Genomic DNA, 13,368 nt, shown 5'->3' on the forward strand with positions numbered 1-13,368 from the left:
CTACTCCGACCCGCAGATAGCCACGAAGTTCTCGAAGACCTCTTCGCCGCGCTCGGTGTGAGCGACCTCGGGATGCCACTGAACGCCGTAGTGATCCGATTCGACGTCCGCCATCGCCTCGATGCCACAGACGTCGGAGGTGGCGGTCCGGACGAATCCGTCGGGCAGTTCCTTCACCTCGTCGGCGTGTGAGGCCCATACTCGGGTCTCGGGCGCGAGCGATCCCACGAGCGGGTCCCCGTCGTCAACGATCTCCACGTCGACGTCGGCGTACCCGCCGTAGTCGCCGCCGCCGACCGCGCCGCCCCGCTCCGTCGCGATCAGCTGCATCCCGAGACAGATCCCGAAGACGGGCACGTCGAGGTCGAGGTAGTCGGGCGCGTTGCCGACGCGGTCCATGTCGGGGCCGCCGGAGAGGACGATCCCGTCGGCGTCCACCTCCTCGGCCGGCGCGTCGGCCGAGACGATCTCGGTGTCGACGCCGAGGTCGCGGAGCGCGCGCCGTTCGAGGTGCGTGAACTGGCCGTGGAGGTCGATGACGACGATCCGAGTCATGCCGTCGATTGCGGACTCGCGCACAAAAACGACTCGGAACGGGCCACAGAACCGTGTTCGTTTGCGGCACGCAGATCTTCATTCGATGCGAATCCATGGATCGATGTTGCTCGTACGTCGGACGCGCTCTCGATCGATCCGCCGGCACAGCGCCGGGCGGGAGTGCCCGGTCTCACTCGTCGAGCGGGCCGGCCTTCGTGAACTCGCGGAGCAGCACGGTCGCGTACGACCCGCTCGGGAGCGCGAACGCGAACCGCGGGTCGCCGTCGTCCATCGTCACGTCGAGGTCGGAGCGGAGGAGGACCGCCCGCCGCGTCCCGGCCGAGTCGAAGTCCCCCGGCAGGTCGAAGTCAGCGGGTTCGATGCCGGCGTCGTCGAGCACCTCGTGCTCGATCGCTCCGGGCTCTCCGTCGCCGAGTTCGGTGTCGGTGCCGACGAGGGGCGCGGTGACGAACGCCCGCCCGCGTTCGCAGTGTCGGGTGACCACGGACACGCGGTCGGCGTCGACGCGCTGGAGCCGGTCCGCGTCGGGCGCGTACAGCTCGTCGGGGGCGTCGAGGTCGGCGAAACAGACCACGTCGCCGGCGACGGGGCGGTCGAAGGGTATCCCCCGCCGGAGACGCTCGCTCACGATCCGGTTGAACAGGGCCGACTGCGCGGCGTTGACGAACAGCCGCTGGAGGTTCGACGGGACGGCCTCCAGCGCGTGCCACCAGTCGCCGTGATCGCGCGGAGCGTCGGGGGAGACGTCCCGGTCCGCGAGCCGGTGGATCATCGAGCGCTCGAACCGGAGCTTCCGCGGGATTTCATCGAGACAGGCCGCCCAGTCTCCGTCGCCCGTGTCCTCGGCTCTGTCGTCTCCGCCATCGGTTCCGCTCGCGATCTCCCCGCTGGCATCGGTCTCGTTCGAAGTCTCGCCGGTTGCGTCGCCCCCCGCGTCGCCGACGCCGAACGCGGCGTCGACTCGACCGCGAGCGGCTCGCGTGTCGTCCGGCTCCGCCGGAGCCGGGTTTCCGGCGTACAGCCGGACCGCCTCGCGCGGGTCGTTCCGAACGATCGCGAGTCCGACGCGGTGAGTGACGGGTCGCCTGCTTCCGAACCGCTGCTGGCCGAAGTAGTTGGGGACGCCGACGGACGCGCCGTCGACGAGCGCGTCGTCGTCAGGCGACCCCGCCGTGGCGTCGGCTTCGGTGCCCGCGCCGTCGTGCCCGTCGCCGTCCGCGAACGCCCGGAGTTCCCGAACCACGTCAGTCACTCGTTCGGGGGCGTCTTCGACCGCGTCGGCGACGCGGATATCGAAGGCGTTGCCGGCGAGATCGCCGAAGGTGAGCCCGCGGCCGGCGCGTCCGAGGACGTCGATCTCCGCGCCGCGAATCTCGGGGAGGTCCGCAGGGTCGACGCCGCGGAGCGTGAACAACTGGGTCGTGACGGCGCGCTTGTCCTTCGTCCCCGCCCACGAGACCCGTTCGCGACTGATCTGAAGCGCGTTGGAGACGCGTCGCGCGAAGTCGTTCGTGTCCCAGTTGCGGAGGGTGACCCGGACCACGAGTTCGGGATAGCTTCCGGGGTCGGCGTCGAGCGGCTCCGGCTCGAACGCCTCCAGTTCCCGCACGCGGAAGTCGTCTGGCGACTCGCGGAGCCGCCCCCCGATCCCGTCTCCGGCGCTGACGTAGTAGTCCATGCCGACCGCGCGCTCGATCGGGTGGCCCTCGCGGCGGTCGATCGACGAGGCGTCGTCGCCCGAGTGCTGGTCCTCCATCGGTCAGTACAGCGAGAGGTCGCCGGTCACGCGGTCGACCAGTTCGTCCCGGCCCGGCCCGACCGCGAGCGCGGTGACGGTTCCGGGCTCCAGTTGCGTGTGGCCGGCGTCGCGGACGATCGCGTACGGTAGTCCCTCCGTGTCGGCCTTGTCGGCCAGCGCGAACAGCTGACTCTCGGAGTCACCCTTGAGCACGACCTTCTTCTGTCCCTCTCCCTGCCACTTCTTGCGGGCGCGTCTGCCGGCGTCCTGGTACGCCGACAGCGACGCGTGCGCGACCTGGGCGGCGAGTTTCCCCTGGCCCATGCCGATGTCCGTCCGAGCGACGATCGCCTGTTTCATACCCGTTCGCACCGCCGCCGTGGGTTTAGCGCTTGTCTCTCGACCGCGCTCCCGGAGTGGGGATATCTCGGCCGATCCGAGGGTTTCGGCTCACTCGACGAGCAGGTCGTACGGGACGACGCCGAACGCCCGCCCGGTCGGCGTGCCACACGAACCGGGGGACGTGCGAAGCGGGGATCGGCGCGATCGTCGACGGGACGCTCTGCGTTCGACGCGACCGCAGGGAATCCACTCGTGTCCGATCCGCGAGTTCGCCGCGATGACCCGCTTCCGAGCCGATAAACCGAGTTAACTGGGCGAAAATCGGTTGAACGGATTACGGTATTGAAGTCGGTAGCGCTCCGATCTGGAGGCACCCATGAACGCTGACCGAACGACGCTGATCGCGGCGCTCGTCGTGACGGTGCTGATCGGAGCCGGTGTGGCGGCCGGTGCCGTCTCCGCAGCACCCGGCCCCGACGACGGGCTCGCTTCCAACGACGGGCCCGGGGACGGAGTGGCGGAGAGCGCGGACGCCGGCCCGCCGAGCGAACTGCCGAGTCCGGCTCCCGACTTCGTCGGTGATATCCTCGGGGACGTCACCGACTTCCTCTCCGGCGACATCGACACTCTCGGTGACGCCGTGAGCGACGTTGCCGGCGACGCGGCTCCCGAGAACGGAGGATCCTAGCGTGTCCGACCGATCCACCGACTGCGCGCTCGGAAGGCGACGCTATCTGCAGACTACCGGTGCCGCCGCGCTCGCGACCGTCGGCCTCGCCGGCTGTGTCGGTACGGCGACCGGGACGTTAGCGACCCGAGTGACCGACCAACCGGCGGACATCGGCGACTTCGAGTCGCTCGTGGTCACCATCGAGGGGATCTGGCTCGGTCCCGAGGGGGCGGAAAGCGGCGCTTCCGGAACCCAGACCGACGACGCGAGTGGTGACGACGCGGACAGTACAGACGACGGAAACGAGAATCAGACGGACGACGGAGGCGACGGAACCGAACCGTCCGGCCGCGAGTACCTGGAGTTCGACGAGCCGCAGGAGGCGGATCTCGTCCGGCTACAGGGCGGCGAGACGCAGCTCATCGACGAGCGAGAGCTGTCGGTCGGCACCTACCAGTTCCTCCAGCTCGACGTCTCGAACGTGGAGGGGACGCTCTCCGGCGGCGACGAGGCGACCGTCGATCGGCCGGGGAGCGCCCCGCTCACGTTCAACCAACAGTTCGAGGTGCGCGAGAACACGCGGACGGGCTTTACCGCGGACTTCGCGCCCGTCCGCCGCGGCACCGGCTCGTACCTCCTCCGTCCCGTGCCGAGCGGGATCGAAGTCTCCTACGGCGACGAGACCGACGGCGACGACGGAGACAGCTAACGACAACGGTACGGAGCTAGCGGGAACGGCGTGCAAACCCTCGGTCCCCCGTTGAAGTCGCGTTCGTTCGGGCCACCGCGTGGCCCGGTTCGAGAGCGGCTTCGGGGTTAGGGCTGGGAGCGGTCCCGGGATCTGGGGACCGGGGGAATGCACGCTCGCATCGGTCCCGATCGGAGGCACACGATTCGGTTCGACCGAGACGCAGGCCGCTGCGTCAGACGGTCGACCGTCCCATCAGACCCGCGACGACCCGCCAGTTCGACGCGCGGTCGTCACGCTCGCGACGGTTACGCCGTCGCCGCGGGCTCTTCGTTGAGCGTTCGATACACCGGACCGGCGAGCAGCAGCACTCCCACGCTCGCCATCGCGACGAGCGCGGCCGGATCGACGACCGAGAGGTCGCCGGCGGCCAGCCGGTCAAGCGAGGCTCCGACGGCGACGCCGAGGAGCACCCACGGCAGTTCGCCGATCGCGGTGCCGAGCAGGAAGGGGCGGAGCGGCACGCCAGAGACGCCGGCACCCAGTGAGACGGCGTCGGAGGGCAGCGGAAGCAACCGCGCCGCGGCCACTGTGCGCACGCTCCCCGCGACCGCGGTGAGATTCTCGCCGGCGTCACAGACGCGGGCGATCGCGCCCGCCACGCGACCGCCGCCGGGGGCGCTCGTCCAGCCGGTGCGAGAGAGCCCGTACGGCGGCAGCGCGGTCGCCGTCACGAGCGCGACGCCGACCGGCACACCGAGCCACCCGTAGCCGAAGCCGGCCGCGGCCGAGAGCAGCGTCGTCGGCCACGCTAGAACCGGTCGGACCGCGGCGAGGCCCACGAGCGCGACGGCGAACCACAGCGGTCGGTCCGCCAGCCGGGTCAGCGGTCCGGTGACCGCCGACGGCGACGCGATCCACGCGACGGCGACGGCGGCCGCGACCGCGACGGTGGCGAGAGCGTATCCGGCGACGGCGGACCGACGAGTCACGAGGTGTGGTCTCCGTCCGGACGATAAACGCTTTGTGGCTCGCTCGCCGGGCTCACGAGAGCTTGCCGAGCGCCTCGAAGAAGTCCGACGGCGGCCCCGCGATCCGCATCGGTGGGGTCGTCCGCTCGACGGTCACCTCGGCGGGCGCGTCGAGGGCGGTCGCGTTTCGGCCGTCGCTGACGACGACGGTCTCGTCGACGCCTTCCACCGACACGGTGACCGTCGAATCGATGTCGGTCACGAGCGGCGGCATCCCCTCGTCGGCGACCATCTCGGTGACGACGAGGCCGCTCACGCTCGGGTGGACGAGCGGGCCCCGCTCGGAGAGGTTGTAGGCGGTCGAGCCGGTCGGCGTGGCGACGAGGAGGCCGTCCGCGTGGCCGCCCGAGTACCGAGCGCCGTCGACGTGGACGGCGTAGTCGATCCCGGCTCCCGGTCCGCGGCGTTCGCCCTGGACCACGATCTCGTTCGCCGCGGGAACCGAGGTCCAGCCGCCCGACCGGGCGGCGAGCCGCGGCACCTCGCGAACGTCCATCTCGTCCCGGCCGAACGCCGCTACCTCGTCGAGGACCGCCTCGGTGGCGTTCGAGGGGGACACCGCGTTGAGGAACCCCACCTCGCCGAGGTTGATCCCGACGATCGGCGTGTCGCCGGCGTTGCGCGCGGCGAAGAGGAACGTCCCGTCGCCGCCGACGGCGACGGCGAGATCACAGTCGGCGAGCGCCTCGACCGACCGACCGGTCCCCGTCCCGAGCGCGTCCGCGGTCTCCGTGTCGACCCAGACGGACGCCCCGGTCGCGGCGACCGCGTCTCTGAGATCGGCGGCGACCGCGACCGCCCGCTCGCTCCCCTTTCGCGCCACGATGCCCACATCCATGCGCCACCTATTCCCCCGAGCGGACAAAAGGGTGCGGACATCGCTCGCCGCTGCGGCTCACTCCCCGTCGCGTACCGACTCGTCGGATGACTCGGCGTTCCCGGAAAGTTTCAAGCCGCCCGCCCTCGTTGCTCGTCACATGTCGACCCCTCACGGCCGACTGGAACGATGAGCGAGGAGGACGACTGGTTCGAGCGCGCGCTCCGCGATCTCGACGGAGAGTCCGACAGCGACGACGATCCCGCCGACGCCGGAGACGGGGGATCTGACAGCGACGGCGGTGAAACCCGGTCTGAGGGGACGTCCGATCGCGACGCGGACAGAGGGGGTCCGAAAGGCGAAGACGATCCGTTCGGCGGAGTCCGGAAGGCGGACGGAGACGAGGGGGGAGACGCGGACCCGTTCGGCGGGGTGCAGAAGGCGGACGGAGACGAGGAGGAAGATGCGGACCCGTTCGGCGGGTACAGGGGGACTGCACCCTCGCCGGACGACGAGTTCGGATTCGCGAACTTCGATGACGGCGAAGGCGGTGCGGGCGGACCGGGCGAGAGGAGCAGCTCGGGTGCGAGAGACGCGTCCGATCCCGCGGAGTTCGACGTTGACCCGGACGAGTTCGAGTCGGCGATCCCGCGGGTCGACGTGGGGATCGAGGGACTCGACGAGATGATCCTCGGCGGGGTTCCGGCCCGGTCACTGATCTCGGTGATCGGGGGTGCGGGAACCGGAAAGACGACGTTTGCGCTCCAGTTTCTCAACGAGACGCTCGAGGCCGACGGCAAGGGGGTGTACATCACCCTCGAACAGACTCGCGAGTCGATCCTGTCGACGGCGGCCGAGAAGGGGTGGTCCTTCGAGGAGCACGCGGACGACGGCCGGCTCGCGGTCGTCGCCATCGACCCGATCGAGATGGCAAACTCGCTCGCGTCCATCCGGAACGACCTCACCAGGCTCATCGCCAAGTTCGACGCCGATCGGCTGGTGCTCGACTCCGTGTCCCTGCTGGAGATGATGTACGATCACCCGTCGAAGCGCCGATCTGAGGTGTTCGGGTTCACCCGGTCGCTGAAGGAGGCCGGCGTGACGACGCTTCTCACCTCCGAGGCGAGCGAGGAGTCGCCGTACGCCTCCCGCCACGGTATCGTCGAGTACCTGACCGACGCGGTGTTCGTGTTGCAGTACGTCCGGGGATCGGACTCCCGCGAGACCCGCCTCGCGGTCGAGATTCAGAAGATCCGCGACGCGAACCACTCCCGAGAGACGAAGCCGTATGACATCACGGACGGCGGCATCTCCGTGTACGATCAGGCGAACATCTTCTGACGCGGCGCACGCGGCTCGTGGCTCGCCGCCGACGTATCGGCACCGTTTACGGCGCCGCGGGCGTAACCCCGCGCATGCCCGAACCGAAGGAGTCGTTCGAAGAGACGTTCCCGTGTGAGTTCTACGAGCCCGCGGAGCTGTTCGATCCCGACCTCATGTATACGATTCCGGAGATCGGCCGGCTCCTCCAAGGGCTGGAGCCGGACGCCGACGTCGACCCGGACACCGAAGCGGTGCTGATCGACTGGGCGATCCCGTGGGTGATGAGCCACGCCGACGACATGGTGATCGCCGAGCCGCTGGCCGAGGACGGTCCCGGGTACTACGGCCTCGATCCGGTCGCCGCCGAGTCGTCTTCCGGATCGATGACAGACGACGACGCGTCCGCCGGGTCGTGAACGGGGAGCGAACCGACGGCGCGCCGATACTGCTCGTCGCGGGCGGTGCGCGCGTCGACGCGGGCAAGACGACGTTCTCGACCGGCCTCGTGCGCGCGCTCGCCGACCGAGTCGGCGACGCCGTCGGCGTCAAGCCCCGCGCCGGCAACGATCACTGGTTCGATCACGACGACTACCGGATCGCCACGGAGTCAGGGCGGCTCTACGGGAAAGACGCCCGCCGGCTCGCCGCCGCGAGCACGCGACCGCTCGCGGACGGTCCCGCCGTGATCACGCCCGAATCGATCAACCCGGTCCACCGGCTGTGGCGGCCGACGCCCGGACGGACCGGGATGCTCGGCGACGCCGACCGCACGTTCCTCTGCGACCGGGTGACCGAGCCCGCGGCGACCGACCGTACACCAGACGGCGCCCCGCGCGAGGCGGACTCCCAGTTCGTCGTCAACGGGGCCGCCGAGTCGGCGGGACTCCTCCCGGACGGACTCGCGAACCGGCTCCCGATCGCGGACGCGACCCGCGTCGAGAGCGTGGCCGAGTTCAACGACGTGATGGCGGCCGCGTACCTCCCGGCCTTCGATCGCCTCGCGGAGCGGGTCGCGGCGACCGCAGCGGACGGCGTCCCCGTCGTCGTCGAGTCGTACGCGGACATCGCCGGCCCCCTCCCGCTCGACGGGCCCGCCCCCGACGCGGTCGCGGTCGTCGATCCCGGCCGAGCGAGAATCTTCGCCGGGGACCGATACGCGAAGGCCCGGGCTGTGGCGTCGGGGAGTCCTCGCGAGGGGACGCGCGAGGAGCACACGGGGGCGGTGACGGAGATGATCGATGCGCTCGCGACCGTCGACCTGCCGGCGCTCGGCGGCGAGGAACACGGCGATCCGAACAGAGTGGCGTCGGCGTACGCGTCGGCCTACGAGGCGCTGTTCGAGGCGGTGTGAACGCTCGAAGAATCGAGCCGCGGTCGTGGACGACTCGCGTTACGCGTTCCGCTTCGTGTAGTGGTCTATCGCTGATTCGATCGACGAGAGATCCGCGGTCACCCGGCTGTCCGCGACGCGCATGAATCCGGGGGTGTACGACTTGGAGTAGTCGAATAGCGCGTTGACGGCGCGCTTGGGGGCGGCAACGGACGCGAAGTCGGTGACGGTGTACACGCGGGTCGTCGGGAACGCGGTCCAGAACGTGCCGCTGACCCAGCGGTCGTCGTCCGCGAACGTCGTGCCGACGCGGCCGGTCGCGACGTACTCGTCGTCGTGGTAGAACAACAGGAGGTCGCCGGACTCCATCCGATCGAACGTCGAACCGTTGCCGCTGTCGTCGTCGACGGCCCACAGGCGGACTTCGTCGACGTCGTTCAGAGCGTCGGGGTGGTCGTCGTACTCAGTGAGATCGACCGCGGACCGGACCGTTCGATCGAAGTTCTCTGGATCGATCGGGACCAGAAAGACGTTCGCACTCATTGCACTCCAGTTTCGCCGGGAGGGTTTTAAACCCGTCCGTTGTCACCGCTCTCATATGCCGCGGCCGGACGCGACAGCGACGGCGTGTGCGCCGCCGAGGTCACTCGTCCGCGTATATCCGATCCATCCGCGCCGCCATCACGAAGTCGGACTTGGCGAGCCCGTCGATGTCGTGGCTCCACATCTCGACGCCGACTTCCCCCCACGAGAGGTGGATGTCGGGGTGGTGCCACTCCGCCTCGGCGAGTTCGCCGATCTCGTTCGTGAACGCGAGCGCCGCCGCGAAGTCGTCGAACTCGTACGTCGCTTCGAGGTGGTGGCCGTCGACGACCTCCCACGCGTCGCCGAGCGCGTCGAGATACTCGGCGCGCGCCGACTCGGACAGCGGTTCGGCTCCCTCCTCGGGCGGTTCAACCGGCTCGTCCGCGAGCGGCGATGACATGGGACATGGTTGGGCGACGAGCGGCTTGTACCTTCCGCACGCGGCGGGTGTGATACTGCTACCACGCGGTCGCGATCTGCCACCACGCGGTCGCGATCTACCTGTTCACCACTCTCCGTTTGGCAAGTTTCAAGACGACCCGTGACGGTGGGTACCGTGGATGCAACTCTTCGCCTCGGCGTCGGACCGTCGTCGAGGACTCCTCGCGCTGATCGGAGTCGCGGTCGGGTTCCTCGCCCTCTACCTGTTCGTCCGCGAGTACGCGACGTTCCTCACAAACCAAGAGGCGCTCCGCACGTGGCTCCGTCAGTTCGGGGTGCTCGCCCCGCTCGTATTTATCCTGATACAGGCGCTCCAGGTTGTCGTCGCTCCGATCCCGGGGCAGGTCGTCGCGCTCGTCGCGGGGTACCTCTTCGGTCCCGTCGCGGGCACCGTCTACAGCCTCACCGGCGTCCTGATCGGCAGCGCCGTCGCCTTCTCGCTCGCCAAGCGCTACGGCCGTTCGTTCGTCGAGGACGTGCTCCACGAGGACGTGATCGACCGGTTCGACGGCTTCGTCGACACCGTGGGACTCCCTGGGCTGTTCGCGTTCGTCGTGATCCCCGGACTCCCCGACGACGCGATCTGTTTCCTGAGCGGACTCACCAAGTGGCGGCTCCGGACGTTCATCGCCGTCATCAGCGTCGGCCGCCTGCCGGCGTACGTGATCACCGTGTACGCCGGCGGTCAACTGGCAGTCGGGCGGTTCCGATTGGCGCTCGTGCTCATCGCGCTCGTCGTCCTCGCCTCCGTCATCGGCTATTACAAACAGGAGACCGTGCGGGACCTCGTCGCGCGCCTCGAACCGCGGCTCCCGTTTTGACCGGTCCGACCGGACCGTCCCGTCGGCCGACGGATCCTCTCGCTAGCGGTCACTTCCACTCGTCTCTGCCGGAGCGCGACTGCAGTTCTCCCTTGGCTCGCCGGCGTCCCGGCCAGAACGTGAGCCCGAGCGCGACGGCGTAGTACAACGCGACGCTCGCGAGAACGACGCCGCCCGACAGCTGTCCCACCGTCGCCGTCTCGACCACACCGGTCGACGACTCCGCGAACACCGTCAGCCTGACGACCCACGACCCGATCAGCACGGAGATCAGCGCGAAGTAGACGCGCTGAAGCCGGCGCGACACCGCCTCGATCAGGGGCGTTTTCACCGTCGGCTCGCGGAGGTCCTCGCTGAGAAGTTCGCGCCAGTTGCGCTGCTTGACGCCCTCTGGATCCAGCGCGTTCGCGAACACGTTCTCTTCGAGCAGCCGCACTCGAGAGCGCCAGATGTCGTACACGCGGTAGCGGCGGGCCTCGATTCCCAGGAACACGGTCACCATCGCGACCCCGACGAGCAGGACGTAGTGCGGCCGCGAGCCTCCCGAGAAGGCCCAGGTGAGAAGCGTCGCCACCAACACGACGGCCCAGTTCGTCGTCCGATCGATCCGGGTCCGCCACGACGTCGTCCGTCCCAGTTCGCCGCGGTACGTGTGCCCCATGAGCGCGAGGAAATCGGAGCGATCGCCCGCCGCCTCGCCCGCCACCTCGCGCTCCTCCGGCGCTTCCGGATCGAAGTCCGCGGTCGAGTCCGACATGCAGTCTCGTACGGCCACCAGACTCGTAAACGTGCGTGCCGCGCACCGAGACGGTACGGGGCGTTATCCCCACGTCCAGAGGGAATCGAGGACGAAGCGGTAGATTCCGCTGACGAGGATGGCGACGGCGTTCCCGAAGAGATACATGATTCCGGCCCACTCGACGAGCGCGAAGAGCACGGCGAGCTGGATTGGGATCGCGGTGCCGCGCACGAGGTTGGTCTTGAGAAGCCCGGTGAGGTACTCGGAGGCCCCCGTGTTCTGGCTCGCCCGAAACGTCCACGCGTTGTTGAACACGTACGACAACACGATCGTGATCTCGATGGCGATCGTCGCACCGATCAGGTAGTTCAGTCCCCCGGCGTCGACGAACGCCCACAGGAGGGCCATCTGGATGCCGGCCGTGACCGCGCCGACGACGACGAACCGACGGAGTTGGACGGCGATCGGTCCGCTCGTGAGGTCGCGGAGGATCGCCCGTAACATCACCGATACCCGAGCGCCCCGAGTCGGGCCTCGAGGTCGGCGTCGACCTCGTCTCCGTCGTCGCCCGCCGCCGCGGCCTCCGCCTCGCGGTCCCGGAGTTCCGCGGCGTGTTCGGCGGCGACCGGCGCGAAGCGCTCGATGACTGCCCGCTGTTCGTCGCTCGGATCGGTGGACAGGTCCGTCTGCTGTGTGGGGTCGGACGGTCGGTGATACAGCTCTACCGTGTCCTCGTCTACGTTCTCGATGTACGTCCACTCGGCGTCGCGCACGCTGACGAGTAGGTCGCCGTCGGCCATCGACCGCGGGATCGGCTGTTCGGTCACCTCCTCGCCCCGCACCGTCACAGAGACGACCGGGTCGCCGTCGGGGTCTCCCTCGCCGCGGACGCTCGGCGCGACCGACTCGCCGCGCCAGTCGGCCGGCGCGTCGACGTCCAAGAGGTCGGCCACGGTCGGCGGGATGGCGTCGAGCCCGACGTGCTCCGTGACGCGCCGCCCGCCGTCCGCACCGGGGGCGTTCACGATGAGGGGGACGGAGATCAGCTCGTCGTACAGCTTGGGGTAGTGTGCGAGGTGGCCGTGTTCTTGGAACTCCTCGCCGTGGTCGCCCGCGACGACAATCGCGGTCTCGTCGGCGATGCCGGCCGCGTCGAGGGCGTCGAGCAACCGCCCGACGCTGGCGTCGACCTGTCGCACCGTCGCCTGATACAGCGTCCGCAGCTCGCTGAGCGTTCGCTCGCCGACCTCCCAGCCGAGGCTCGTCCGGGTGTGCGCGTGCAGCATGCGGTGTGTCCCCACGAGCCCGTCGGACACCTCTCGGATGTACCGCGGCGCGGGCACGTACGGCGTGTGGGTGTCCATGTAGTGGACCCACAGGAAGAACTGGTCATCGGTGTCGTCGATGAACTCCGTCGCGGCGTCTTCCACGTCGAACATCCGAGAGGCGTCGAGGAACGGGCGGTCGTCGCTGTCGCCGCGGAGCTTCGATCCGAGCCGCCGAATCGGCGAGGTCGCGAGTTGGATCCACGCCTCGACGGTCGGGTGCGCCGCGAGGTACCGGCTGTACCGACTGGAGCCGACGCTCGTGACGAACGGCTCGAACTCGTCGAACCCCTCCGGATACCCCCAGTGAGAGGTGAGAAATCCGTTCGCGGCGTTGAAGCCCCCGGTCGCGAACCCGGCGTCGGAGAGCACCGACGCGAGCGTCTCGGCACCCCGGACGCCGATGTCGCCGTTGCGTGCGAAGACGGGCTCGGAAGCGAGTATTGAGGGGAACGAGAAGGGCGTCCAGTTGCCGGTCGCGAAGGCGTGGTCGAACACGGTGCCGCCGTCGGCGAGGCTCTGTAAAACCGGTGAGTGGCGATCGGGGTCGTACGGCGCGATCGCGTCCGACCGGAGCGAGTCGATCGTGACGAGCAGAACGTTCGAGATGTCCGTCGTGGCCGGTTCCGATCCGGGCGCTTCCGTGGGCGCAGTTTCCGACTCCGATCGCGCGTCGTCGGAGGTGGCGTCGGGTACCGAGCCGTTCGTTTCGTCCGGTGCTGTCCCGTCCGGTGATGACGTGTTCGATGCCATGATGTGCGATCTGCGCGTTCCGACGCCGCCGAGACATCGGGCGATCCGAATGAGCGTCCGCGGATCTGAGTCGATCCGGTTCGAACGGCCGGCTGAGCCGGTCCGATCTACGCCAGGCGCGTTCGATCTCCTCCGATCCGTCTCGTACCGATCCGTCGCGGTCTGTTTCCACCGCGGCGGGCGGCGTCCCCTCCCCATCCGGGCCGA

At 69.3% G+C, this 13,368-nt stretch carries 16 protein-coding genes; 6 read left to right on the forward strand and 10 right to left on the reverse strand.

The features are described from left to right. From ACZ45C_RS10905 to pth2, 3 genes are all read right to left on the reverse strand, one after another. Positions 1–555, reverse strand: a complete 555-nt coding sequence (locus ACZ45C_RS10905; RefSeq protein WP_460562681.1) for a GMP synthase subunit A — start codon at positions 553–555, stop codon at positions 1–3. Positions 556–727: 172 nt separating this feature from the next. After that, positions 728–2,314 carry a tRNA pseudouridine(13) synthase TruD gene (truD, locus tag ACZ45C_RS10910; protein WP_460562680.1) on the reverse strand — a complete coding sequence of 529 codons (1,587 nt, stop codon included), beginning with the start codon at positions 2,312–2,314 and terminating at the stop codon, positions 728–730. Between the two features lie 3 nt (positions 2,315–2,317). Then, on the reverse strand, positions 2,318–2,656 hold the full coding sequence (gene pth2 / locus ACZ45C_RS10915) for a peptidyl-tRNA hydrolase Pth2 (RefSeq protein WP_460562679.1): 339 nt from the start codon (positions 2,654–2,656) through the stop codon (positions 2,318–2,320). 358 nt (positions 2,657–3,014) lie between these two features. Here pth2 and ACZ45C_RS10920 point away from each other — a divergent pair, with 358 nt between their 5' ends. Beyond that, positions 3,015–3,326, forward strand: coding sequence for a hypothetical protein (locus tag ACZ45C_RS10920; RefSeq protein ID WP_460562678.1), 312 nt, complete (start codon positions 3,015–3,017; stop codon positions 3,324–3,326). A gap of 1 nt (position 3,327) precedes the next feature. Then, positions 3,328–4,017: a DUF4382 domain-containing protein gene (locus ACZ45C_RS10925; protein WP_460562677.1), complete on the forward strand. Its 690-nt coding sequence runs from the start codon at positions 3,328–3,330 to the stop codon at positions 4,015–4,017. A gap of 287 nt (positions 4,018–4,304) precedes the next feature. On the opposite strand, the gene ACZ45C_RS10930 is transcribed toward ACZ45C_RS10925, so the two are convergent. Both ACZ45C_RS10930 and ACZ45C_RS10935 read right to left on the reverse strand, forming a co-directional pair. After that, positions 4,305–4,988, reverse strand: a complete 684-nt coding sequence (locus ACZ45C_RS10930) for a TVP38/TMEM64 family protein (protein ID WP_460562676.1) — start codon at positions 4,986–4,988, stop codon at positions 4,305–4,307. A 52-nt stretch (positions 4,989–5,040) separates the two neighbouring features. Next, on the reverse strand, positions 5,041–5,865 hold the full coding sequence (locus tag ACZ45C_RS10935) for an NAD(+)/NADH kinase (RefSeq protein ID WP_460562675.1): 825 nt from the start codon (positions 5,863–5,865) through the stop codon (positions 5,041–5,043). A 168-nt stretch (positions 5,866–6,033) separates the two neighbouring features. Here ACZ45C_RS10935 and ACZ45C_RS10940 point away from each other — a divergent pair, with 168 nt between their 5' ends. The 3 genes from ACZ45C_RS10940 to ACZ45C_RS10950 all read left to right on the forward strand — a co-directional run bounded on the left by ACZ45C_RS10940 (position 6,034) and on the right by ACZ45C_RS10950 (position 8,518). Further along, positions 6,034–7,185, forward strand: coding sequence for a KaiC domain-containing protein (locus tag ACZ45C_RS10940; protein ID WP_460562674.1), 1,152 nt, complete (start codon positions 6,034–6,036; stop codon positions 7,183–7,185). A 74-nt stretch (positions 7,186–7,259) separates the two neighbouring features. Beyond that, entirely contained in the window at positions 7,260–7,583 is a 324-nt protein-coding gene (locus tag ACZ45C_RS10945) for a DUF5827 family protein (RefSeq protein ID WP_460562673.1), read from the forward strand. After that, positions 7,580–8,518: an ATPase gene (locus ACZ45C_RS10950; RefSeq protein WP_460562672.1), complete on the forward strand. Its 939-nt coding sequence runs from the start codon at positions 7,580–7,582 to the stop codon at positions 8,516–8,518. The genes ACZ45C_RS10945 and ACZ45C_RS10950 overlap by 4 nt, the downstream gene beginning before the upstream one ends. Before the next feature lie 39 nt (positions 8,519–8,557). On the opposite strand, the gene ACZ45C_RS10955 is transcribed toward ACZ45C_RS10950, so the two are convergent. Both ACZ45C_RS10955 and ACZ45C_RS10960 read right to left on the reverse strand, forming a co-directional pair. Further along, positions 8,558–9,040 (reverse strand): hypothetical protein, encoded by a 483-nt coding sequence (locus tag ACZ45C_RS10955; RefSeq protein ID WP_460562671.1) that lies wholly within the window; start codon positions 9,038–9,040, stop codon positions 8,558–8,560. A 100-nt stretch (positions 9,041–9,140) separates the two neighbouring features. Beyond that, positions 9,141–9,482 (reverse strand): 4a-hydroxytetrahydrobiopterin dehydratase, encoded by a 342-nt coding sequence (locus ACZ45C_RS10960; protein WP_460562670.1) that lies wholly within the window; start codon positions 9,480–9,482, stop codon positions 9,141–9,143. A gap of 160 nt (positions 9,483–9,642) precedes the next feature. Between ACZ45C_RS10960 and ACZ45C_RS10965 the strand changes: the two genes are divergently transcribed. Next, complete coding sequence (locus tag ACZ45C_RS10965; protein ID WP_460562669.1) at positions 9,643–10,344, forward strand: TVP38/TMEM64 family protein; 702 nt, start codon at positions 9,643–9,645, stop codon at positions 10,342–10,344. A gap of 49 nt (positions 10,345–10,393) precedes the next feature. Here ACZ45C_RS10965 and ACZ45C_RS10970 read toward each other — a convergent pair whose 3' ends face one another. From ACZ45C_RS10970 to ACZ45C_RS10980, 3 genes are all read right to left on the reverse strand, one after another. Then, complete coding sequence (locus ACZ45C_RS10970; RefSeq protein ID WP_460562668.1) at positions 10,394–11,101, reverse strand: DUF2270 domain-containing protein; 708 nt, start codon at positions 11,099–11,101, stop codon at positions 10,394–10,396. A 63-nt stretch (positions 11,102–11,164) separates the two neighbouring features. After that, on the reverse strand, positions 11,165–11,587 hold the full coding sequence (locus ACZ45C_RS10975; RefSeq protein ID WP_460562667.1) for a GtrA family protein: 423 nt from the start codon (positions 11,585–11,587) through the stop codon (positions 11,165–11,167). Then, positions 11,587–13,161: a sulfatase gene (locus ACZ45C_RS10980; protein WP_460562666.1), complete on the reverse strand. Its 1,575-nt coding sequence runs from the start codon at positions 13,159–13,161 to the stop codon at positions 11,587–11,589. Before ACZ45C_RS10980 ends, ACZ45C_RS10975 begins: the two co-directional genes overlap by 1 nt. Between the last annotated feature and the right edge of the window lie 207 nt (positions 13,162–13,368).

The sequence above is a fragment of the Halorubrum pallidum genome (assembly GCF_055380345.1).